Here is a 23903-nt window from a genome sequence, read left to right as displayed (position 1 = left end):
GCAATCACAACAGGTTGCTCAACAGCAGGCGCAACCTCAGACTCAACAGAGCACTCAGGCTAATCAGCCACAGCAGGCTGCTCAGAACCAAGGACAGACTCAACAGAGCAGCCAAACTAATCAGCCGCAAAGACAACCAGAGGCACCTTTGCCCCTTCCAGATAGACAACAACCTAAAATCAGAGCACAAAGTAATCAGGAGGCTCAGGTGCCTCGCCAAAGAGCACCTGATCCGGTTATACCTCAACCGCCCCAACAAACAAGACCTGCAGCACAAGTACAGCAGACTCAGTCGCAGAGCAGTGCAGCTCAGATACAACAACATGTAGCCAATGCCATCGCTAACCAACCCAATGCGGTAGCAGGGCGTACTCAGGTTGCCCAACAGGTATTTATTCCGGAAACAGGACAGACCGTTGCTCTTCCCCAGTTAAAGAGCTTACCGGCAGGAACTCAGCTCACACTACGACAGAATAATACTCAACAAATTGATATCCTCAGAGTTCAGCTGCCCAACAGCACGTCAACTGCTACAGCACAAACTATAGCGTCAAATACACCTCAAACAGCACAAACGGCGGCCTCAGCAGCAACGACACTTAATCAGCTAATGAATTCAGCCACATCACTGGCTAATGATTTATCCAGTAAACTAAACTTGAATATCAAAGGATTAGATGCAGCAATAAATCCTAGCATTAAGGGAACCGCAACATTTACACCGCCTGTACTGGACGCGAAGCAAACGGAAGCACTACAACAGAAAATCCAGTTAGCGCTAAAAGAAGCGATTCCATCTCAGCGCCCTATAGGGGAAAGCCTGACTCAGATTCGTAGCCTGTTGCCTCAGCTTGGGCCAATCAATCAGCTTCCACCTGCAACACAGCAGGCCCTAGATGTACTTAATAAAGTGCCTTTGCAGCTTAGCCCAAACCAAACACCTGCCAGCCAACAGGTTAAAAGCACTATCGAGCGTAGTGGTGTATTCCATGAAGCGATGCTGATGCAGGCAATGCAACCAGCGCTTGTAGGCCAGCCAATTCAAGGCATCGCAACCAATGATTTAAAAGGCGCTTTTGTTCAGATATTTCGCCATATTGCTCGACAAGGTCAGGATAAAGATTCAACAGAGGGCAGCAAAAAAACTACAGCACGTAATGAACGTCAGTCTGCAGAAAACAGGTCAGGACAAGCTCAATTAATGCGGGCTGTGATGGAAGGGTTGGCCAGAATCCGTAGTAACCAGCTACAAAGCACCAATGCAGGCAGAGGAGCAGAAACTACAGCACCAGCTCTGCAAACAGATATCCCTATTAGCTTTAATCAGCAACTGTCTGAAGTTAAGTTACAGATGGAACATCAAGTCTGGCCAGAAGAACAAAACCTGCAACCCGGAGAAGAACCCAAAAAACGTTGGGTGATTAATCTCACTTTTTCTCCACCTTCACTTGGACGCCTGCATGCACGCCTGTTCTTTCAAAATGAACACCTCAGTAGTCGTATCTGGGTGGAACAGGATAATAGCTTACCCGAGGTGAGCCGGCATCTGGGTGAATTAAGAGAAAGACTCGCTTATCTGGGCGTAGTATTGGAAGATGTCCGTTGTACAATCGGAAAGCCCGATGAAACCAAACAGCTTAACTCACTGGTTAACTTCCAAGCATGACAGAGCCCGATAAAAAAGCCGTTGCGCTAAAATATGATAGCCATATGAATAAAGCCCCTCAGGTTGTAGCCAAGGGAAATATGGCATTAGCAGATGAGATCCTACGCATTGCAGATGAACATGATGTGCCCATCTACGAAGATAAAGAATTAGTGATGGCCTTATCACAGATGGAGCTGGGTGACGAAATTCCTGAAGTGCTCTATTTTGCAGTCGCCGAAGTGATCGCGTTCGTTTATCAACTGGAAAACCGACAGAGTCAGGAGAGGAAAAAGCTCAGTTCTGAAATCGCATCTCGTAAGTCGGTAATTAAAGATAGGTACAGTTAGTATCTATACATTCGCCATTTCAAAACAAAAACGGCGTTGAAAAACGCCGTTTTTTATTCGCATGACCTGAGATATTACAGGTTCAATTAGCTAAGTGATATCTCTGGCTTGGAAGCCCTTGCGTTTAATCTCAGAGTGCACCAAGCTGATTAAATCCGCTTCTACTCGAGCTAAGCCACAGTTATCAACTAAGTCTTTAGCTGATGCTCCCATTTCAACCAAACGAATGGCATAAGTATACGGCAGGCTACCTGGATCTTTCTGTTCCAGTTCAACCTGACGCTCCATAGCTTGGTTTAACTTCTTCTCTACTTCACGCAGGCGCTGCCCCACACCGATGGAGCCACTGCCCATCGCATGAGTTTCATTACGTAGATTCTGTACTAAAGCCCGGGTTTCATTTTGGCTCTCTTCCAGCTGCTTACGTAATTTGGCAACCTGCTTCATATTGTAAACAGCTACACCTATAGCAATCACAATGAAGAGCAAAAGTAGCAAAGGAACTAATAAATCCTGCATAGCACTAAAGAGGGTTTGCGATTATAGTGCCGCAACCTCTGCCCACTCCTCGTCAGACATCAGCTTGTTAAGCTCAACCAAAATAAGCAGCTGATCATTCTTATTACATACACCCTGAATGAACTTGGCACTTTCTTCATTGCCTACATTCGGAGTTGTCTCAATTTCAGACTGACGAAGATAAACCACTTCGGATACAGAATCTACCAAAATACCGACAACCTGCTTCTCAACTTCGATGATCACAATTCGAGTAGAATCCGTGGTCTCCGCATAAGACAAGCCAAAACGCTGGCGAGTATCAATAACAGTGACGACGTTACCACGCAGGTTAATAATACCCAGTACATAGGAAGGCGCACCTGGAACAGGTGCAATTTCTGTATAGCGCAGAACCTCCTGCACTTGCATCACATTAATACCGTATGTCTCGTCCGCCAGACGGAAGGTCACATACTGCAAAATTGGATCTTCAGATCCAGCATTTTTAGCTTGTACAACATTAGCCATGCGAATGCTCCGTTACAATCGAAGATCTTGTGTCCCACAAGATAAACATTAAACCATGAAACCATCCAAGCTGATGATTTCCCTTATTCTTCATCACCGCCAGCGTTTAAAGCCTGCAAGTCGACCGGCACTTTATCACTATCTAATAAACGAGCAAATGCCGCGACATCAATAAGAGCACACATATGGTCAACAACCGTACCTGCTAACCAAGGCCTTCTACCCAGCTTGGTACGCCACTTCACTTCATTAGGGTCCAGCGAAATGGCCTCAGCCACTTCATCACAAGCCAATCCCCATTCACTGTTATGAATATGAATAGCAAAGCGATAGTCAGTACTGTGATCGCCATTAATATATTCAGGCATCACCCACTGAGCAGTATCAACCAAACCGATATTCATGCGATTATTGCGCAAAATACCCAAGAACCAGCTAGGTTGACCAAACAACGGTGTTGGCTCTTTCTCCTGTTTATGGATTCCGCCTAGCTCAGCCAAGGGTACAGCCAGCTTCAGGCCTTTTACCACAAAAAGCAAACACTCAAAGCGCCCCTGAGCCCAGTTTGGACGACCATCTGTCCAACCTTCATTTTCTTGAGGCTGGAGCTTAACCTCTTCTTCTACCTCTGTCTCGATATTTTCATCAATCAGAGTATCACTAACAGGCTCATCAAGTATGACCTGTTCAAAAAGAGCTTCTTCGGTAACGACCTCTGGCTCAGCTACTGTGGTTTCAACAATAGGGTCGTCAATCTCTTCAAACGCAACTGGCTCAGGCGTATCAATAACAGACTCTGGCTCTGCAACTACTGTCTCGACTACGGGCTCAGCCACAATAGTCTCTACAACAGGTTCAGCGATCTGCAACTCAGGCATAACAACTGTCGGCGCTTCCTGGTAAGCCACCTCTGTTGAAGGCCCAAAGCCAGTATCGATCTGAGTTTTAGCCACTGGTGTAGTAAAAGCTTGCTCCTCACCTGAGGGGGTGAAAACCCGTGTGCCTTGATCTTCCACCACGGGTTTATTAACAATCTCTTCTACAGTTTCAGATCCAAAAACTGTTTCTGTTGCAGTCTCCGGCTCGATCTCCTTTGCTCTGACAGGAGAGAGCTCTTCCTGAAGGGCATCTTCAGGTTCCTCATAGTCTGCTACATCTTGCAGCAGAGCTTCTAGGTAACCTTCGATGGCTTCCTGCGGAGAAGAAAAGTCATTACTGTTATGCGAAGCCATAACTACTTCTCCTCAAGGCTTTTATCACGTTGTCGATGATCCGCCTGCTTTTCCAGCAGATGTTTTAACAACACACTATAAGCGTGCACTCCACGACTCTGAGGATCTAACATAGAAGGAGGCATACCAGCCATACTGGCGTCACGAAACTTGGTATCCACGGGAATCATGGAGTTCCAGATATTCTCTGGATAGGAGTTTCTCAGCAAACGCAAACTCTGTACAGATGCCTGGGTACGACGGTCGTATAGTGTGGGAACTACTGTATAAGGTAGTTCATTTTTTCGAGCTTTAGTGACCATTTTAAGCGTACGCATCATACGCTCTAAACCTTTAATGGCCAGAAACTCTGTCTGAACTGGAATGACGAGGTGCTCAGCCGATGCCAAGGCATTAATCATTAACAAGCCGAGCACAGGAGGGCTATCAATTAATACATAATCGAATCGATTCCATAACAGAGCCAACGCACGGGATATCACTAATCCCATTCCCCCTTGCGCACTCACCTGCCGCTCCAGGGTTGCCAGGGCCGTTGAGGCAGGAATCAACTTCACTCGGTCATGCCCCGTGTCCATCAAAAGACTTTGTGGCAAGTCGTCAGGGATTTTTTTACCTTGCTGAAACAGATCATAAGCACTTTTTTGCAGACCATCTGGATCATATTTGAAATAACTGGTTAGAGAGCCATGCGGATCAAGGTCCAATAACAACACCTGATATCCCTGATCTGCCAGTAAGCCACCCAAGGTCACCGTTGAGGTTGTTTTACCCACACCCCCTTTTTGATTGGCTACTGCCCATACGTGCATGCACTATTTCCTTAATCAACCAGTTACTATCTTCAAGATCTTCAAGTTATCGGCAAATTATCGAACAACATCAGTTGTCAGACGATAACCTATTTCATTTAAGCTTAGGATTTCATTAGTTAGGCCTGCTTTAGCGACAGCCATTGGCATACCATAAATCACGGAACTGTCTTCATCCTGAGCCCAAATGCTTGCCCCACGCTCTTTCAACATACGGCATCCTTCCCGACCATCTGCCCCCATCCCTGTCATAATAACGGCTAAGATATTGCCAGAAATCGCTTTGGCCGCAGAGCCAAATGTGACATCTACACAAGGTTTATAATTCAGCCTCTCGTCTCCGGGCAAAATTCTTACGCAATTACCCCTTTTATCAACGACCATCTGTTTCCCACCCGGAGCTAAAAGAGCAACACCGGGGCGTAACATATCACCATCTTCCGCTTCTTTAACGGAGATATTACACAATCCATTTAACCGTTCTGCAAAAGCACCTGTAAAAGCGGCTGGCATATGCTGCACTAATAAAATCGGTGCGGGAAAGTTCGCAGGCAATTGAGTCAACACAGACTGCAATGCCATTGGTCCGCCGGTTGAGGTGCCTATCGCTACCAAATCAAAGTGTCTGGGCTGAGGCTTACTCTTGGCGATGGAGGCACCTTCGCCAGTACTCAGATTACTTTTTACCGCTGTAGATACTGGCCTCGTACTTACTAAAGTAGGTTTGGCTGCTATGGGCGAGCCGCTTCCCGAACCTGTAATACTTGGAGAAGAAACAGAAGGCATCACTCGACGCTCAGAACGGCTTACCGTTGGGCTAGAAACTGTAGAGCTGCGTGGTGGCGCCGTCGCAGAAGGAGAGGTGGCAAATGAACGACGACTTCTTGACACCGCAACAACCTTCTCACATAAGACTTTTGCCAGCTCTTCAGGTCGACGAGAGATATCCTCAAAATTCTTAGGCAAATAATCAACGGCACCTGCCTCTAAAGCACCTAATGTTATTCTTGCACCTTCATGAGTCAAAGACGAAAACATAAGAACCGGCGCTGGGGCCTTCTGCATAATCTCACGCACCGCAGAGATGCCATCTAAAACAGGCATTTCATAGTCCATGGTTATAACATCAGGCTTAAGCTCGATTGCCTTTTCAACCGCCTCACGACCATTGCTGGCTGTACCTATCGGCTTTATCCTTGAGTCGGAGCTCAATAGCTCACAAACTCGACGACGAAAAAAGCCTGAATCATCAACGACTAAAACGGTTATCGGCATAGAGGATCCTTATCCTAGCGCCTAGCGAGCAGTACTCGCATAGTGTTTGAGCATGCCTGGAATATCAAGAATCAAAGCAATCCGTCCATCACCAGTGATCGTGGCACCAGCCATACCGGGTGTTCCATGCAGCATGTCTCCAAGTGGTTTAATCACCACCTCTTCCTGGCCAATCAACTGATCAACCACAAAGCCCACTTTTTGTGTACCTACAGAAACTACCACAACATGAGCATTCTTGAGATCACGTCCAACATCTGAACCTGGCACCAACCATTCTTTCAGATAGAACAGAGGCAAGGTTTTTTCACGGATCACGAGCACTTCCTGGCCATCAACTATATTGGCACGGGAAATATCCAACTGGAAGATCTCATTCACATTTACTAAAGGCAGTGCAAAGGTTTGATCACCGAGCATAATCATCAGCGTTGGCATAATTGCCAACGTCAGAGGTACCTTGATGATAATCTTAGAACCCTTGCCCTCTTCTGACCACACATTAATCGTACCATTCAGTTGCGAAATTTTCGTTTTCACAACGTCCATGCCCACACCACGACCGGATACGTCTGAGATCTGCTCTTTGGTCGAAAGACCAGCAGCAAAAATCAAGTTAAAAGCCTCCTGATCCGTTAAACGATCTGCTGCATCCTGATCCAATAGATTTTTCTCAACCGCCTTACGACGTAAGATATCGGGATTCATACCCGCACCATCATCGCTAATGGTCAGTAAAATATGATCCCCCTCCTGTTCAGCAGAAAGCACGACTTCACCCACACGAGGCTTACCTTTCTGCTCACGGATCTCAGGCATTTCAACCCCGTGATCGACAGCATTACGCACCAAGTGGATCAGAGGATCAGCCAATGCTTCAACCAGGTTTTTATCCAGATCAGTCTCTTCACCAATCAAGCGAAGATTAATCTCTTTCTTCAGTTTACGAGATAAATCGCGAACAACCCGAGGAAAGCGGCCAAATACTTTCTTGATTGGCTGCATTCGGGTTTTCATTACTGAAGTCTGTAAATCTGCTGTTACAACATCCAGATTAGATACCGCTTTAGCAATTTCAGAATCCGAACTCTGCCCCCCTAGACGAACCAAACGGTTACGCACCAGAACCAGCTCACCCACCATATTCATGATGTCATCTAAGCGACTGGTATCCACACGCACCGTGGTCTCAGCAGCAGGTGCAGCAGCCTCTTTCTTATTAACCACCTTTTTCTCTGCAGCAGGCTTAGCGGGTGCTGGAGCCGCCGGTGCGGCCTTAGGTGCAGGGGTTACTTGCGGAGCCGGTGCTGAAGCAGGTGCAACAGGCTGACTAGCAGCAGGTGCGGCTTCGGCTTTACTCTGTACTGGAGAACCACCTTTACCGTGTAGTTCATCTAGCAAAGCTTCAAACTCGTCATCGGTGATAAGATCATCGCCGCCTGATGAACTCGGCTCAGCCTCTTTCGGCTGAGCAGGCTCCTCTTTTATAGAAGAAACGGAAGGAGGCTTACCACTGCCATGCAGTTGATCCAGTAAGGCCTCGAACTCCTCCTCTGTAATATCATCACTGCCCTGATCAGCCGCTGGGCTATCTACAGCCGCAGCTGGAGCAGAAGACGCAGTACTACCTTCATCCTGCAACGCATCCAGAAGCGACTCGAACTCAGCATCAGTGATATCGCCTTCGGAATCCTGAACTGCCGCTGCGGGAGGTTCCAAGGCTACGTCAGAAACTGCTTCCTCGACAGGCGCTGGAGTAACATCTGCCTCTGAGGCAGCCTCTGCACCTGGAGGGGTCTCATTCTCACTTTCCGGCTCTGCAAAAAACTCCAGTTGTTTAATAAGCTCAGGATCTGCACTGTCTGGCATCTGCCCAGCACGAACCTCATCAAACATTTCATTGACGGTATCCAATGCACTCAGCACAGCATCCATCAACTCCGGGGTCACAGTACGCTGATGTTTCCTAAGGGTATCAAATACATTTTCTGCTACGTGGCAACAATCAACGAGAGGTGTAAGCTGGAGGAAGCCTGCCCCCCCTTTTACTGTATGAAAACCACGAAAAATAGCATTTAGTAAGTCGGGGTCATCTGGCACTTGCTCCAGATCAACCAGCTGCTCCGACAACAATTCCAGAATCTCTCCAGCCTCAATCAAGAAATCCTGTAAAATATCCTGATCAACATCAAAGCTCATCCATACATCTCCTTAGAAACCGAGGCTAGACAACAGGTCATCAACTTCATCCTGACCTGAAACCACATCTACACGCTCTTCGGCATTAATAATTGGCCCTTCTGGAGCATGAGCTTCTTCCTCTGGACGATCACTGTTATCATGTTTAATACCCGTGATCTTATCAACCTGACTCGCCATACAGACGAGATTGACCAGATTTTCTTCAATCTCTTGAACCAGAGTAATCACTTTGATCAAAACCTGACCAGTCAGGTCCTGATAACCTTGCGCCAAAATGATGTCATTAAAGTTACCAGACAGAGAGTTGGACTGCTCTTCAGTCTCTTTCAGAAAATCATCAATACGGCGGTATAAGTCTCTAAACTCTTCTGGTTTCATCTCACGACGAACCAAACGAGCCCAGTCCTTTCTCAGTGCTCCAGCCTGATCACGTAAACGATCAGCTACAGGAGCACTTTCATCCACCTTGTCCATCGTCTGGTTTGCAGCATCCTGAGTCAATTTGATGACATAATTCAGCCGATCAGTGGCGTTAGCCATCTTCGACATCTCTTCTGTCGCAGGATTAGCCACCCCCATATCAATATGGAAATTAGTAATAGCATCATGCAAAGCACGAGTGAGACGACCAACTTCAAGGTATAAGTTGCGGTTTCGCTCATCATTAATGCGCTGAATTAAATTCACAGCATCAGAAAGGTCACCACTTTCTACTTTCTCAATCAGTTCAGACGTACTTTGTTTGAGAAGCTTCTCAAATTCACTTGTTTGCTGCTCACCCGGGCTATTCAGAGCCATAACCAGAAACCTTTATTTGATGAATATCTGTCTACCCGCATTAAAAAACAGGATCACTGTTGCTCAATACGCTCAAAGATTTTTTCAATTTTTTCCTTGAGTACCGCAGCAGTAAATGGCTTAACGATATATCCATTTACACCTGCCTGGGCGGCGGCAACAATCTGCTCTCGCTTAGCTTCAGCAGTCACCATAAGGATCGGTAGATCTTTGAATCTAGGATCCGCTCGACAAGTTTTTAACAGATCAAACCCCGTCATTCCTGGCATATTCCAGTCGGTCACCAGAAAATCAAAGTTACCAGTTTCCAACATAGGCAGTGCAGTTAATCCGTCATCGGCCTCATGGGTATTTGTGAACCCAAGATCACGTAACAGATTCTTAACAATCCTTCTCATAGTGGAAAAATCATCCACAATGAGAATTTTCATATTCTTATCCAAGGCAACCTCCACTTACCCTAATTTGCCATCATTAGAATACTATAAAATGCATCTAACAGATATCTAACTGGCTTTAAAAGCCATCTAACAAAGTTTACTTCCACTCATCCAAACGACCACGTAGCCTGAGTGCAGCCTGACTATGAATCTGACTGACTCTCGACTCACTTACCGAAAGTACTGCACCAATCTCTTTAAGATTGAGCCCCTCGGTATAGTAAAGCGCTAAGACCATTTGTTCTCTTTCCGGCAGCCCCGAGATAGCATCAGCCAATGCTTTTTGGAAAGCATCACCCTCTACCGATTCATCAGGATCCACTGATTCTACATCAGCTACATCAAAACTGCTGTCTTCATGACCGGTTATTTCATCAAAACTAAACAATTTAGTGCCGGCCGTATCTTGGAGGTAGCTATTATACTCCTCTAGTGACACCCCAAGTTCCTCTGCGACTTCTGTATCTCTAGCATCACGCCCTTCCCTTGACTCAACAGCTTTAATTGCTTCTGATACTTTACGACTATTTCGATGAACAGATCTTGGAGCCCAGTCATAACGGCGTACTTCATCTAGCATAGCGCCTCTGATTCTTATGGAAGCGTAGGTTTCAAAGCTCGCCCCCTTAGAACCGTCAAACTTCTGAGAAGCCTCTATCAAACCGATCATACCAGCTTGAATCAGGTCATCCAGCATCACGCTGGACGGCAAACGCCCCAAAAGATGCTGAGCAACTTTTTTTACCAAGCCTGAGTGCTGATCAATAAGTTCACCACAGCCGTTTTGTGAATAATACATACCTGAACTCATTACCAAGGCCATAAGACACCGATCCTCCGACCTACTCAGTCCGTTGCATGACCAGCTTCCTGCTGCTCAAGTAATTCCAAAGCCTGATATACCAGATGCCGAGCGTCTGCCGCACGAAGATCATCAGGTATCTTCTGCCCATCAGCAACATATGCGAGAGGTAGCCGATTATCCGCTATCAGGCTTAAAACTTCCCCTGCACTGACACTTTCATCCAACTTTGTTATCACACAACCGTTTAGCCCCTGAGACTGATAAGCATCATAAGCAGCTTGTAACACCTGACCTTGGCTGGTTGCACTCAAAACAATATATTTCTTAATTCTAGCTGAAGTAGACTTTAATAACTTAAACTGCTCAGTCATATTTGGATCTTGAGCACTTAACCCTGCAGTATCAATCAGCACTAAATTCTTACTTTTCAGAGCTCGCAATGTATCTTCCAAAGGGTGCTTATCATCAACGACTCTGACAGGTACACCCAATATACGCCCAATGGTTCTCAACTGCTCATAAGCAGCGACTCTATAACAATCTGTCGTCACTAATGCCAGGTTTTCAGGGCCATATTTCAGGACATAACGAGCAGCTAATTTACCAATAGTTGACGTTTTACCTACACCTGTTGGCCCCAACAGCGCAATAATCCCACCTTGGTCAACAATATCAGAAGAAGTGGTCAAAACATTGCCCTGCAGCTGACCGACTGCTTTATCCCATGCACTGGAAAAATCAATATTTTCTTCAAGGTCCAGTGCTGCTAATACTTTCTGAGCAAATACTTTGGAAATACCCAAGCGTCGTAAACGCTTTTGCACCATAGCTTCTACAGGCTTACGCTCCGCCATACTGTCCTGCATCTGCTCTTTAAGTAGCTCCCGCAAGCCTTGAATCTCAGACTGCATCGCTTTCATCGTTGCACTTTCGACAGAAACATTGTGAGCTTTTCCACCCAAAGCCCCCATCATCGCTTCTGCATTAGATTTATGGGCTGATATCTTAGTTTTACTTTGGAAAGCATCCTCAATAGAAAGATCCTGACGCTCAGATGCATTATCAATTACATCTTTGGCTTTAGCTAAAGCATCAGCTAAAGAGTCAGTTAAAGCATCTTGATCCTGGCCTGCAATATTATCAGAGGACTGGCGAAGAATGCTGGAATCATAATCAACAGCAGTAACAATCTCTACTCCACCAGCAACTTTATTATTCGATAAAATTGCGGCATCAGAGCCAAACTCATCCCGAACCAGCTTCATCGCCTGGCGCATATCTGGGGCAAAAAAACGTTTGACTTTCATACCATCCAATATCCTTCAAAAATCACAGCCATCAACCTAACATTTCATTTGTCCATGACCAATATAAGTTTATTGCTGTCCGACCGTCGCTACAATAGTAATCTGTTTATTATCAGGTATTTCCTGATATGAAAGCACATGAACAGGCTGTGCGCTATAGCGAACAAACCGGGCCAGAACCTGCCGCACAGGTGCAGCAACTACCAGCACAGCTGGATTCCCCATCATCTCTTGCTGCTGAGCCACCTCACTCAACGACTGCTGTAAACGCTCTGCCATTGCAGGCTCTAGCACCAGATTATCCTCTACATTGGATTGTGCCGCCTGCTGCACCGATTGAAGCAATATCTGCTCCAACTGGGGCTCCAAGGTTATAACAGGTAAATCCGTGCCTGGCCCACAAATTGATTGCACAATGGAACGTGACAAGGACACTCTTACAGCCGAAGTTAACTGGCCGATATCTCTGGTTTGCTGAGCCGTCTCAACCAAAGATTGGGCAATTGTTCGGAAATCCCGAATAGAAACATTTTCTTGCAACAGATTCTGGATAATTTTCAGCAATTGATTCAAAGATAAGCTATCAGGCACCAATTGCTCAGAAAGCTTAGGAGAGCTTTTTGCCAACCCATCCATCAGATGCTGAATATCATCATGACCAATCAGCTCATGAGCATAATTCTGCATAATTTGATTCAATTGTGTTGCCACTACAGTACTGGCATCAACAACCGTATAACCTAAGGCCTGCGCTTCATCTCTATCCTGAGCCTCAACCCAGATAGCATCAAGACCAAAAGCAGGATCTTTCCCTTGAATACCCGGCACCTCTCCAAACACTTGTCCTGGGTTGATCGCCATCTCACGATCCGGATAGACCTCAGCCTCAGCAACCACAACGCCCTTTAAAAGGATCCGATAGCTGGTTGGGGCTAACTCAAGATTATCTCTGATATGCACAGAAGGCACCAAAAAACCAAGCTCCTGAGACAACTTCTTACGGATACCTTTTATTCGACCAAGAAGCTGCCCGCCCTGATTCTTGTCAACCAAGGGTATTAGTCGATAACCAACTTCCAGACCCAGCAAGTCGACCATGGGCACATCGCCCCAACCCAGCTCTTTCTGGTTGACCGCTTCAGCATCGGGCACAGGCATCTCCATCTGAGCTTTCTTCTTATCCTCCAGCTCTTGTACCACCTTTTTCTCGGCAAAATACATAATGCCATAAGCACCAAAGCCAGCAAGCGCTGCAAGTGTTAGAAACACTAAATGAGGCATACCTGGGATAATCCCCAGAATAAACATGATAGCAGCAGTGATGACCAAGGCTTGAGGCGAGCCAAACATCTGACCAGTAACCTGCTGACCTATACTTTCCGTACTATTTACACGGGTAACCATAATAGCCGCAGCAACGGATAACAGCAGCGATGGAATCTGCGCAACCAAACCATCACCAATAGTCAGCAGCACGTACTTTTCCAGCGCGTCAGAAAACTCCAGGCTATGCTGCAACATACCAATACCCAGACCACCAATGACGTTAATCACCAGAATCAGAATACCTGCAACGGCATCACCACGGACAAACTTGCTGGCACCGTCCATTGCCCCGTAAAAATCGGCTTCATTAGCCACATCTTCACGTCTCTGTTTCGCTTCATCCTGACCAATCAGACCTGCATTCAAATCTGCATCAATAGCCATTTGTTTACCTGGCATCGCATCCAGTGTAAATCGTGCACTTACTTCAGATATACGCCCGGCACCCTTAGTGATCACTACAAAGTTAATAATCATCAAAATCAGGAATACAACCAGACCAACAACATAGTTGCCACCGATAAGAACAGCACCGAAAGCCTCGATCACCTTACCTGCTGCATCGCCACCTTCGTGACCTTCCAATAAAACAATACGCGTCGACGCAACATTCAGAGCAAGACGTAATAGAGTTGCAACCAGCAGTATCGTTGGAAATACAGCAAAATCCAATGGCCTTAATGCGTAAACAGCTACCAAAAGAATAATGATGGACAGGGCGATATTGAAGGTAAAAAGGATGTCCAACAGAAACACTGGCATAGGCAGTGTCATCATGCCTAGCAAGGTTAAAATCAGAACAGGAATACCTAGCCCAGTGAGTGGTAAGCTCCTTAATTTATTGAGAATCTCTGTCTTTTCCATTCTTGCCCTTGCTTTGGCAGCAAAATAAAGTCACACCAGCAGCAATGCTACCAACAATACGATACCAGGCAAAGCAATAAGCGATTGCATGGCTTATTTACTTCTTATATTCATTAGGTATTTCTGGTGATGGGGCTTTTCCAGGATGAGAAGCCTTTCCTGACTTAGATTGTTTTAGCTGGTAAACGTAAGCCAAAATCTGTGCGACTGCCATATATAGCCCCTCAGGAATCGCCTCTCCAATTTCCGTACTATAATAAATAGCCCGAGATAAAGGAGGAATTTGAAGCACTGGTATATTATGAGCCTCTGCAATTTCACGAATTTTAAAGGCAACTTCATCACCACCTTTAGCCAGCAACTCTGGAGCTCCCATAACACCATCATCATACTTCAACGCTACAGCGAAGTGTGTTGGGTTAGTAATCACCACATCAGCTTGAGGTACATCAGACATCATTCGACGGTTAGCCATTTCTCGCTGTAACTGACGAATCCGTCCTTTAACCTCAGGCTTACCCTCAGTGTTTTTCATCTCGTCTTTGACTTCTTGCAGGGTCATCTTCATTTTTTCATTGTATTGATAGAGCTGAAACGGCACATCAATCAATACAATCAAAATCAGTGAAGAACTGATCCAAATCGCCACCCAAGCCAAGATCTCCACCATACGTGCAAATGCATACTCAGGCGCCATATGAGACAGACTAGGCAGCTCTAACTTATAGGCATTAAACACCAGCACCGCAGCCACACCGACCACGGCTACTTTAGCAATTGCCTTTAATAGCTCAACCAGAGAATTTAGAGAAAAAAGTCTTTTAATACCCTCAATAGGGTTCAAACGGCTAAACTTTGGCACCAGCGCTTCTGTACTAAAGTTCCACCCCCCTAAAGAAATAGGAGCAATAAGAGCCGCCAAAACAAAGACCCCCATCATGGGTAATAAACCAAGAATAGCCCCTTTAACAGATTGAGTCAGATGACGAAACATTCCTTGAGTATCAAAGATATCAACTCGGGATATGGAAAAGTTATAATGAAAAATACCCATTAACACTTCAGCAACGCCAGGACCAAAAACGAGTAACGATGCTGCCGCAACCAATGTCAGCAACATTGTATTTAAATCTTTAGAACGCGGAATATCGCCTTTTTTACGCGCCTCATCGAGACGCTTACTGGTGGGTTCTTCGGTTTTTTCCTGCCCGTCTTCGTTCTCTTTAGCCATTACGTACTAGCCCTAGACTCAATCCAATCGCGTAAGAAACCCAGACCAAAATCAAAAATCGATTCAAAATGAATCACTATCGTATTCAGGCCAATCCAAGCAATCAATAAACTGAACGTCATCATAAATGGGAAGCCAAGAGAGAAAATATTCAGCTGAGGCGCCGCTCGAGTCACAATCCCCAGCCCCGCCTGCACCATCAACAAAGCTGTAATACCAGGCAGGACAATCAGAAAAGCAGCCGCAAACATCCAGCCCCCCAAACTGGCAATTTCCCAAAAAAGCTCACGATCAACGCCAACATACCCAATAGGTAAAAGCTGAAAGCTATCAGCCAGGATTTGTATTAACGCCAAATGCCCATTCATGGTCACAAATAGCATATTGCCGCCTATCACCAGGAATTGGGCCATTACCGTCGTATTTACACCGTTAGCAGGATCTGCCATCGACGCAAAGCCCAAACCGGCCTGCATGGCGTATATTTGCCCAGCAAGAGCGAAAACCTGGTAAACAATCTGTACGATAAAGCCAAATGTCACACCAATTAGCACCTGTTGAGCAATCAGCAAAAATGCTTCCATCGAAATCAGATCGATCTGCGGCACAGGAGGCAACAGTGGCATTATCGCCAAAGTCGTCATTACAGAGAGCCCCAAGCGCATATTTGAGGGCAACATCTGAGAACCAATCAGCGGCACTGCCATGAAGAAGCCCGCAACACGGAATAATGGCCAAAGAAAACCAGCCACCCATTCCGTTATCATGCTATCCGTAATGATCGCAGGCACCAGGCTAACCTATCAAGAAAGGAATATTGGAATACAGCTTTGTAGCAAACTCGGTCAAAGACCTGACCAACCAAGGACCAGCAACAACAATAGCTAATAAAGTAGCAAAAAGGCGCGGCAAAAAGCTCAGAGTCTGCTCGTTAATCTGTGTTGCAGCCTGAAATACACTGATAACTAAACCTACCAATAAGCTAGGCACCACCATAACAGCAACAATCAGCATAATGAGAAACATCGCTTCTCTTAAGATATCAACGACGACCGAAGGAGTCATAACTAACCCGCTCCAAAACTGGATGCAAGAGTTCCCATCACCAAAGCCCAGCCATCGATAAGAATAAACAGCATAATTTTAAAAGGCAGAGAAATAATAATAGGTGATAACATCATCATACCCATAGCCATCAGAATACTGGCTATTACGAGATCAATTACAAGAAAGGGAATAAAGACAATAAAGCCGATCTGAAAAGCTGTTTTCAACTCACTGGTCATAAAAGCAGGCACAAGAATACTGAAAGGAATATCGGCCGCTGAAGCAAACTGCTCATAGCCAGCAATACGAGCAAAGAGGTCCACATGATCTTCACGTGTCTGGGCGAGCATAAACTCAGTAATTGGCTTTTTGGCTAACTCCACAGCATCCGCAGCATTAACTGTCTCATTAAGATAAGGCTGCAGCGCGCTTACATTAATCTGATCCCAAACCGGCGTCATAATAAAGAAGGTCAGAAATAGCGCCAAACCAATCATGATCTGGTTAGAAGGTGACCGCTGCAAGCCTAACGCTTGACGCAGAATTGCAAAAACAATAATGATGCGCGTAAAAGATGTTAGCATAATCAAGGCGGCAGGAATAAACGTCAGCGCCGTCATGATTGCCAGAATCTGGATCGTTACAGAATAATTCTGCGAACCATCTTCTCCTGTAATCAAAGTGACAGCAGGAATCCCTGTTTCAGCGCTTGCTGCACTACTGAATAGTACAGCAAAGAACAATATGCCGATAAACCGCAGCATTAGCTTGCATCCTTATTTGTCGCTTTATTTGCAACAAAACCTTGTAAAATAGCCTGAAACCCTTGTGTTCGAGAAGATAACTGATGATCTAACACAACTGGATCTGTAAAAACATGTAAACAGTTAACACCCGCAGCAGAAATACCTAATACCATCTGAGTGCCAGCTACATCAACCAATATAATCTTCTCCTTCCCTCCCAGCGGCAAGATAGACAGTACCTTCATCTGACCTCCCCCTCCTCCAGAACCTAATGGCGCAGCTTTACGAACCAACCAGGCCAAAAGAAAGATAACCAACAATACAACCGCCAATGAAATAGAGACACTTTCCAGGTTTTGGCTGATTAGCCCACCTTCTATAGTCTTGACAGGTGTAGGGTAAGGAGAGGAGTCAGCAACTGTAGAACTAATCACAGTAGCGCCCACCGTAGGAGAGGATAGAGGCTCAGAAACCTCTTGAGCCCGCACTTGCGAGCTCAGAAAGATAGAAGAAAGCAAACTAATAATTAAAAAAAAACGCTTATCCATGCACTAGCGCAACTTCTTAATCCGCTCAGAAGGGCTCACCACACCAGTCAGACGGATACCGAACTTTTCATTCACCATCACTACCTCACCATGGGCAATCAACGTACCATTTACTTTTACATCCAAAGGCTCACCGGCCAGCCTATCAAGTTCAATGACCGACCCCTGATTCAACTGCAACAAATTACGGATAGCAATTTCTGTACTACCCACCTCCATTGCAATAGTCACGGGAATGTCCATTATGACGTCCAGATTAGGATTATCTTCATCCATCGGAACGCTATCATCTTCCAGATACTCTAAAGGAGCGCTTTCGATATCATCCTCTGAAATCCCCGATTCAGCAGTATCTTGCTCAGACAATGCAGCTGCCCATTCATCCTCGACACCATCATCAGCTACAGCCTGCTCTTCCATCGCTGCCGCCCAATCATCTTCAGATGCTTCAGCTTCGCTAGTGGTCTGCTCGTCCATAGCGGCCGCCCAATCATCGGCCATCTCATCCTGATTTACTTCGTTATTCTCATCACTCATAGATCACCAGCCTTTAAGCTTATTAACGCTGCAATTTTATCTGTTCAACAATTTTTAGAGCCATATTCTCACCAGAGCGCCCCATTTTACATTTGAATGTCGGAACATTGTTGGCAAGTAATGTGACATTTTCTGGCATTTCGATTGGAATAATATCGCCGGCTTCCAGCCCCATAATCTCCCCCAGAGCAATATCACGCTCTGCCACTTTCACATTCAGAGGAATAGTAGCTTCCATCACGTCCTGCCGTAATGCACGCACCCAGCGCTCATCCACATCATCCACATCACTTTGTACACCGGAGTCAAGCTCTTCTCTAACCGGCTCAATCATGGAGTAAGGGATAGTAATATGCATGTCGCCACCACCACCATCCAACTCAATATGGAAGGTACTAACAACAACCACTTCACTCGGGCTTACAATATTCGCCATCGAAGGGTTAACTTCAAAACCGATATATTCAAAGTTCAAAGGTAATACCGTACTCCAGGCTTCTTTCAAATCAACAAAAACCTGCTCCAACACTTTTTGAACAATACGAATTTCAGTCGGAGTAAACTCCCGCCCTTCAATTTTGGCATGACGTCCATCACCACCAAAAAAGTTATCAACCAACTTAAAAACTAGCTTTGCATCCAGAACGAAAAGTGCGGAGCCCCGTAAAGGCCTCATTTTCACCAGGTTTAAGCTAGTGGGCACGAACAAGGTATGCACGTACTCACCAAACTTCATAATCTGAACGCCACCAGCAGTCACATGGGAACTACGACGCATCAGGTTAAATAAGCTAATACGTGTATAACGAGCAAAACGCTCGTTAATCATTTCCAGAGTGGGCATACGCCCACGAACAATACGATCTTGACTGGTAATATCGTAGTTCTGAACCTCACTACCATCAGAATCATCATCTGAAGCAGGAGGAAGATCATCATCTTCCACACCATGCAGAAGGACATCAATTTCGTCCTGGGATAACAGATCTTGCATTGACATTGATTTAAACCCTTACTGCATGACTAGGTTGGTAAAGAGAACTTCATCAATTGTCACACCATTGCTGTACTTGGCCAGCACATCCTGTATTGCCTTCGTTGCAGCCTGGCGCATCTCTTCTTTGCCTTCCGGGGTTTGAATGCTCTCAAAGTCCTGCTTAGCAAACAGGATGTTCAGATCGTTGCGAATCAGAGGGGAATGGCGCTCTACTTCAGACAACGCATCTTCACTTTGCGCTTTAATCGCTACATAAACCTGCATGAAGCGCTGCTTACGCCCCGCATGAAAGTTAACGACAAAAGCAGGCTCCATATTGTAATAGACCGAGTTACTTTGAGTAATCTGAGGACCAGAAGGCGCTGCTGTCGTTGCAGCTGGCTGTTCCGAAAGCCCAGGCAATTTCCCTAAAAAGAACAAGGTGCCGCCAACAGCAGCCGCAATTGCCAACAAGGCCACAACAGCAATAATAATAATGGTTTTTTTACTGCTTTTTTTCTCTTCGTTCAGGTCTTCCATTTCTGGCCTCGTGCTTTTAACTTAATTACGCTAGTATAAAAAAGTTCTGCTTTATTGGCGACTTACACACAATAATGCTTGTGCTAGGCAAAGTAGTCAACCACGCCTATTGATTGCCTGGACCGAGCAATCATCCCCGCTTGCTCAACTCCTTGCGCCAAACCATCATCACTTCCATCGGCATCTGTTGAACCAGATGTAGAATGACTGGCAAAAGACTCCTCATGCCCATCAGATAAGGATTGATCTGACACCCCTACATCCCCCAAACTTAAACCGGCACCATCTAACATTTCACGCAAACGTACAATTTGCCCCTCAAGCGCTTCCCTTACGCCCGGGTTAGGGCTATGAAATTGCACATTGGCTACATCATTGACTACTTTAATCCGAACCTCTAGTGCACCCAGCTCCTGAGGGTTCAACTTAATCTCTGCAATCTGCATATTTTTAGCGCGCATCATCATAATACGCTCTGACAAAGCTTCCGTCGCACCTGGCTGCCCGGGCAAACCTCTCATAACAGGCAGCTGAGGTAAAGCCTGAGAAACTTGAGCAGAGCCCTGTACAGTGGCGCCTAAACCAGATAAACCAACTCCGTTCGGAGGCGAAGCCTTCTCACTTTGAAAGGACTCACCCAACATTAATGAGGAAAACTGCCCCATTTTATTACCCGACTCCGAACTCTTGGCAGTCAGCAACTGCTCAAAAAACTTATTCTTATTAAAACCTTCTTCTAAGCTGCCTTCACCACCCTGCTCATCCAACAAGCGCCCAACTAAATCAGAAGCAGGCTCTTTTTTCCCTGAAGTTTCAACTTGCACGGGCTGTTGTGCTTGTCCATCAGAGCCACCGGAACGACCTACTCGCCCCAATAAAGCCAACTGCTGTAGCATCAATGGTTGATCAGTCAAAGCAAGTATTTCCAACCCCAATTCAGGCATCTGCAACCAAGCATCCAGCTCTTTCAGAAAGTCATCAGGAGAGTCCATCAAATCATCAAACTCCTCTTCAGTTACCTCACCTGAAGAGACAACCCGCTCTTTTAACGCTTGATGGTCAATGCCTGCACGCTCCAACCCCTCAACCAGCTCCTCCCTGTTTTTAGGGCGCTGAGATACTGCTGTATGAGCTTCCGCCTCATGAGCTCCCGCCTCATGGGATTCCATCCTGTCTAATGACGCACCTCGTCCCCTCATATCTGGCGAGATATTGCCGCCGATAGGATTGTTTTTTCCTGTAGGCAGCCCAGGAGACGCCGCATTATTAGGACGACCGGCAGAAGCTGGATGCGTATCTGAATATGAAGAAGAGAATGCTTTTAAAGTAGTACCAAACTGCTTCTGATCAGTTTTAGTGCTATTGGCTTTATCATTGTTGCTATTTTTAATCCCCAGCGATAGCAAATCACTGACCGATTGCGTCTGACCAATCGCCATAACAAAACCTCAGTTTAGAATTCCTGTTTAAGGTTCTGCAAGCTATATGCCAGCTTAATCTTGATAGGGGTCAGTCATTACCTGAAGACTGTAAGCGACGGGTATAATTGAGGCCCGATAGTTCATCAATTAGCTTTTGCTGTTGCTTATCTTCCTGTAAACGCTCATCCTTCTGAGCACGCTCAACCAGGCTCTCAAAGGCTTTTAATTCACCACGGGTTTTTAACCAATATTGCTGTACCTGATCAACCTGCTGTTCCAACTCACCAATATGCTCAACCTGCTGAGTAGCCGCATCATTAAGGTGAGACATAAAAGCATAGTACCTTCGAAGAGAAGAACCAGATATACCACTGCGCCCAGCCTCAGTAATCTTATCATGATATTCCAGCTCGTAATCTTTCAACTGCTGCTTTTTCTGACGCTCTGATTCTATTTTACTCTGCAAAAAACCTAACGCGCTTGCCGCATCTTTCTCTTTTTTCTCTGCCAGCACCATAATATTTTTCAAGCGCTTTGAACGTTTCATATATTTCTATCCATTCACATTGCCTCTTGATCAACTAAAGCACTCTACAGAATTAATTTGCCTGAGGTTGGTTTAAGATCATATGCAGTTGCTGAAAGCTGGTAATCACATCAACATTTTCCCTCAGTCCTTGCTGCAGGAATTGGCGCATCACAGGCATTAGAGTAATGGCCTGATCAATCTCACTATCAGATCCCTTACTGTAAGCCCCTACACTGATAAGATCTTTACTCTGTTGATATTTAGCATAAATCTGCTTGAAACGGTAAGCTTGCTTCAGATGCTCATCAGATACAACGTGAGGCATTACACGACTAATAGAGGCTTCAACATCGATTGCTGGATAGTGGCCTTCTTCTGCCAAACGCCGGGATAAAACAATATGGCCATCAAGAATCGCTCGAGTCGCATCTGCAATAGGGTCCTGCTGATCATCACCTTCCGTCAATACTGTATAAAAAGCAGTAATGGAGCCACCTGTACCCTCTTTACCATTACCAGCTCTTTCCACCAACTGTGGAATCTTTGCAAACACCGATGGAGGATAACCTTTAGTCGCCGGTGGCTCTCCTACAGCCAAAGCAATTTCCCGCTGCGCCTGAGCAAAACGGGTTAGCGAGTCCATAAGCATCAGCACCTTCTTACCTTGATCACGGAAATATTCCGCGATACTGGTAGTCAACATTGCAGCCCTAAGACGCATCAAAGCAGAGTCATCGGCAGGTGAAGCAACCACTACAGAACGGGCCAGACCTTCTTGCCCCAGAATTTGCTCAATAAACTCTTTTACTTCTCGACCCCGCTCACCGACAAGGCCTACGATAATAATGTCAGCCTCAGTAAACCGAGTCATCATTCCCAACAGCATACTCTTACCCACACCGCTGCCTGCAAATAACCCCAATCGCTGCCCCTGACCCACAGCAAAGAGAGAGTTAATACAGCGGATACCTACATCTAAAGTAGAGTCAATTGGTTTACGATCCAACGGGTTTATAATCTTACCATGTAAACTGGTTGTCTCACGGGAGATGATGGGTCCCAGCCCATCAATGGGCTCACCAATACCATTCAGCACACGCCCCAATAATGCAGGACCTACTGGAATATTCATCGCCTTATCATTGGGAATAACACGCCCACCAGGTCTCAACCCTTCCGCAACACCTACAGGCATCAGATACAGGCGATCAGCGGAAAAACCTACAACTTCAGCCTCAACAAACCCCCCATGAGCTGTCTCCACAGAACAATAGCTTCCCACAGGCAGATCACAACCTACGGCCTCTAATGTCAAGCCAACCATACGCACCAAGCGCCCCTCAGGAGCAATCCTGGGTCGAACAGAACTATCAGGCTGATACTGACTTAAACGGGAAGCTAAATTATTCACTGGCCACCTCAGAACGATCTTCTAGCTCACCAGTGCTTTTACGAGCATAACGCTGACTAACAATCTGATTCAGCATATCATTAAGACGCGTCTCTACACTGGCATCAATGAGACTATTCAATGTTTCAACACGGCAACCACCTGGCGGCATCGCCTCGTCAATATACACCTGCCATTTATCCAGACTTCCCATTGACTGATTATTTGCCAATTCAAAATCCTGAGCACTGACAAAAACACGAATCCGCTCACTATTGCGCGGCAGTGCATCAAGTGATTCGCGAATAATATCCAGCACAACGTCTGACCTCAGCTGAAGCTCGTGATGAGTCATGATGCGCACTAACTTCTCCAGCAAGTTATACAGCACATGCTCCAGCTCTTCACTCTGCTGCTCAATAGGTTCATGCAATAGCGCCAGGACATTATTCAACTGCCCCAAAGCGGCATCAATTTCCCGCTGTCCCTGCTGCAGGCCTTCCTGATAACCTTGCTGAGAGCCTTCTTCATGACCCTCAGCCTTACCTTTCAGAAAACCATCTTCACGACCCTGAGCCAAACCATCCAGCATCCCTTGCTCTTTACCTGCAGCATAAGCTTCTTCATATGCTTGCAGCTTGATAGCATCTATCTCATCCTGGGTGGGTAGTTCGAGTACTTCGACTTCCTCTTCTACACCCTCATCTTCAGGCCCAACAATCTGATCAGATATTTTCTCTCGACCTAAACTGCGAAGGGAGATACCAGTTAAATCTGGCATCTCCCATTTCTCAAATCCATCTAAATCTTCACTGCTCCATACACGGCGCTTATCCAAGGACATAATCTCTTC

The 23903-nt window shown here is 45.8% G+C and carries 25 protein-coding genes; 2 read left to right on the top strand and 23 right to left on the bottom strand.

Features of this window, described 5'->3' with window-relative positions:
- Both fliK and H579_RS0120095 read left to right on the top strand, forming a co-directional pair.
- Positions 1 to 1666: flagellar hook-length control protein FliK (gene fliK / locus H579_RS0120100; RefSeq protein ID WP_036567013.1), on the top strand; the 1666-nt coding region annotated here is incomplete at its 5' end.
- On the top strand, positions 1663 to 1995 hold the full coding sequence (locus H579_RS0120095) for an EscU/YscU/HrcU family type III secretion system export apparatus switch protein (RefSeq protein ID WP_028302137.1): 333 nt from the start codon (positions 1663 to 1665) through the stop codon (positions 1993 to 1995). The genes fliK and H579_RS0120095, both read left to right, overlap by 4 nt.
- 90 nt (positions 1996 to 2085) lie before the next feature.
- Here H579_RS0120095 and H579_RS0120090 read toward each other — a convergent pair whose 3' ends face one another.
- The 23 genes from H579_RS0120090 to H579_RS0119980 form a co-directional block, all read right to left on the bottom strand.
- A complete protein-coding gene (locus H579_RS0120090; protein WP_157834676.1) occupies positions 2086 to 2442 on the bottom strand; it encodes a DUF2802 domain-containing protein in 357 nt (118 codons plus the stop codon).
- A gap of 93 nt (positions 2443 to 2535) precedes the next feature.
- Entirely contained in the window at positions 2536 to 3024 is a 489-nt protein-coding gene (locus H579_RS0120085) for a chemotaxis protein CheW (protein WP_028302135.1), read from the bottom strand.
- 83 nt (positions 3025 to 3107) lie between these two features.
- Positions 3108 to 4256: a chemotaxis protein CheW gene (locus H579_RS26835; RefSeq protein ID WP_051228069.1), complete on the bottom strand. Its 1149-nt coding sequence runs from the start codon at positions 4254 to 4256 to the stop codon at positions 3108 to 3110.
- A 2-nt stretch (positions 4257 to 4258) separates the two neighbouring features.
- A complete protein-coding gene (locus tag H579_RS26830) occupies positions 4259 to 5068 on the bottom strand; it encodes a ParA family protein (protein WP_051228066.1) in 810 nt (269 codons plus the stop codon).
- 57 nt (positions 5069 to 5125) lie between these two features.
- Positions 5126 to 6343, bottom strand: coding sequence for a protein-glutamate methylesterase/protein-glutamine glutaminase (locus H579_RS0120070; RefSeq protein ID WP_028302134.1), 1218 nt, complete (start codon positions 6341 to 6343; stop codon positions 5126 to 5128).
- Between the two features lie 21 nt (positions 6344 to 6364).
- Positions 6365 to 8542, bottom strand: coding sequence for a chemotaxis protein CheA (locus tag H579_RS0120065; RefSeq protein WP_028302133.1), 2178 nt, complete (start codon positions 8540 to 8542; stop codon positions 6365 to 6367).
- A gap of 12 nt (positions 8543 to 8554) precedes the next feature.
- Complete coding sequence (locus H579_RS0120060; RefSeq protein ID WP_051228063.1) at positions 8555 to 9343, bottom strand: protein phosphatase CheZ; 789 nt, start codon at positions 9341 to 9343, stop codon at positions 8555 to 8557.
- A 53-nt stretch (positions 9344 to 9396) separates the two neighbouring features.
- Complete coding sequence (locus tag H579_RS0120055; RefSeq protein ID WP_425411360.1) at positions 9397 to 9774, bottom strand: chemotaxis response regulator CheY; 378 nt, start codon at positions 9772 to 9774, stop codon at positions 9397 to 9399.
- A 106-nt stretch (positions 9775 to 9880) separates the two neighbouring features.
- Positions 9881 to 10606, bottom strand: coding sequence for an RNA polymerase sigma factor FliA (locus H579_RS0120050; RefSeq protein WP_245583322.1), 726 nt, complete (start codon positions 10604 to 10606; stop codon positions 9881 to 9883).
- A gap of 23 nt (positions 10607 to 10629) precedes the next feature.
- A complete protein-coding gene (gene flhF / locus H579_RS26825) occupies positions 10630 to 11895 on the bottom strand; it encodes a flagellar biosynthesis GTPase FlhF (protein WP_051228060.1) in 1266 nt (421 codons plus the stop codon).
- A 69-nt stretch (positions 11896 to 11964) separates the two neighbouring features.
- A complete protein-coding gene (gene flhA / locus H579_RS0120040) occupies positions 11965 to 14085 on the bottom strand; it encodes a flagellar biosynthesis protein FlhA (RefSeq protein WP_028302129.1) in 2121 nt (706 codons plus the stop codon).
- Between the two features lie 97 nt (positions 14086 to 14182).
- Positions 14183 to 15316: a flagellar biosynthesis protein FlhB gene (gene flhB, locus H579_RS0120035; protein WP_028302128.1), complete on the bottom strand. Its 1134-nt coding sequence runs from the start codon at positions 15314 to 15316 to the stop codon at positions 14183 to 14185.
- A complete protein-coding gene (fliR, locus tag H579_RS0120030) occupies positions 15316 to 16107 on the bottom strand; it encodes a flagellar biosynthetic protein FliR (RefSeq protein WP_102049396.1) in 792 nt (263 codons plus the stop codon). The genes flhB and fliR overlap by 1 nt, the downstream gene beginning before the upstream one ends.
- Before the next feature lie 4 nt (positions 16108 to 16111).
- Entirely contained in the window at positions 16112 to 16381 is a 270-nt protein-coding gene (gene fliQ / locus H579_RS0120025; RefSeq protein WP_028302126.1) for a flagellar biosynthesis protein FliQ, read from the bottom strand.
- Between the two features lie 2 nt (positions 16382 to 16383).
- Complete coding sequence (gene fliP, locus H579_RS0120020; RefSeq protein ID WP_028302125.1) at positions 16384 to 17127, bottom strand: flagellar type III secretion system pore protein FliP; 744 nt, start codon at positions 17125 to 17127, stop codon at positions 16384 to 16386.
- A complete protein-coding gene (gene fliO, locus H579_RS28195; protein ID WP_051228057.1) occupies positions 17127 to 17657 on the bottom strand; it encodes a flagellar biosynthetic protein FliO in 531 nt (176 codons plus the stop codon). Before fliO ends, fliP begins: the two co-directional genes overlap by 1 nt.
- 3 nt (positions 17658 to 17660) lie before the next feature.
- On the bottom strand, positions 17661 to 18194 hold the full coding sequence (gene fliN, locus H579_RS0120010) for a flagellar motor switch protein FliN (RefSeq protein ID WP_211224768.1): 534 nt from the start codon (positions 18192 to 18194) through the stop codon (positions 17661 to 17663).
- A 22-nt stretch (positions 18195 to 18216) separates the two neighbouring features.
- Positions 18217 to 19194, bottom strand: a complete 978-nt coding sequence (fliM, locus tag H579_RS0120005; protein WP_028302123.1) for a flagellar motor switch protein FliM — start codon at positions 19192 to 19194, stop codon at positions 18217 to 18219.
- A gap of 12 nt (positions 19195 to 19206) precedes the next feature.
- Positions 19207 to 19710, bottom strand: coding sequence for a flagellar basal body-associated FliL family protein (locus H579_RS0120000; RefSeq protein ID WP_036567011.1), 504 nt, complete (start codon positions 19708 to 19710; stop codon positions 19207 to 19209).
- Between the two features lie 83 nt (positions 19711 to 19793).
- Positions 19794 to 21149, bottom strand: a complete 1356-nt coding sequence (locus H579_RS28190; RefSeq protein WP_028302121.1) for a flagellar hook-length control protein FliK — start codon at positions 21147 to 21149, stop codon at positions 19794 to 19796.
- Positions 21150 to 21219: 70 nt separating this feature from the next.
- Positions 21220 to 21678, bottom strand: a complete 459-nt coding sequence (gene fliJ / locus H579_RS0119990; RefSeq protein WP_028302120.1) for a flagellar export protein FliJ — start codon at positions 21676 to 21678, stop codon at positions 21220 to 21222.
- A gap of 52 nt (positions 21679 to 21730) precedes the next feature.
- Complete coding sequence (gene fliI, locus H579_RS0119985; protein ID WP_028302119.1) at positions 21731 to 23071, bottom strand: flagellar protein export ATPase FliI; 1341 nt, start codon at positions 23069 to 23071, stop codon at positions 21731 to 21733.
- Positions 23064 to 23894 carry a flagellar assembly protein FliH gene (locus H579_RS0119980; protein ID WP_028302118.1) on the bottom strand — a complete coding sequence of 277 codons (831 nt, stop codon included), beginning with the start codon at positions 23892 to 23894 and terminating at the stop codon, positions 23064 to 23066. Before H579_RS0119980 ends, fliI begins: the two co-directional genes overlap by 8 nt.
- Between the last annotated feature and the right edge of the window lie 9 nt (positions 23895 to 23903).

This window comes from Oceanospirillum beijerinckii DSM 7166 (assembly GCF_000422425.1).
Taxonomy (GTDB): domain Bacteria; phylum Pseudomonadota; class Gammaproteobacteria; order Pseudomonadales; family Halomonadaceae; genus Oceanospirillum; species Oceanospirillum beijerinckii.
This window is presented reverse-complemented; position numbering and strand designations above follow the sequence as displayed.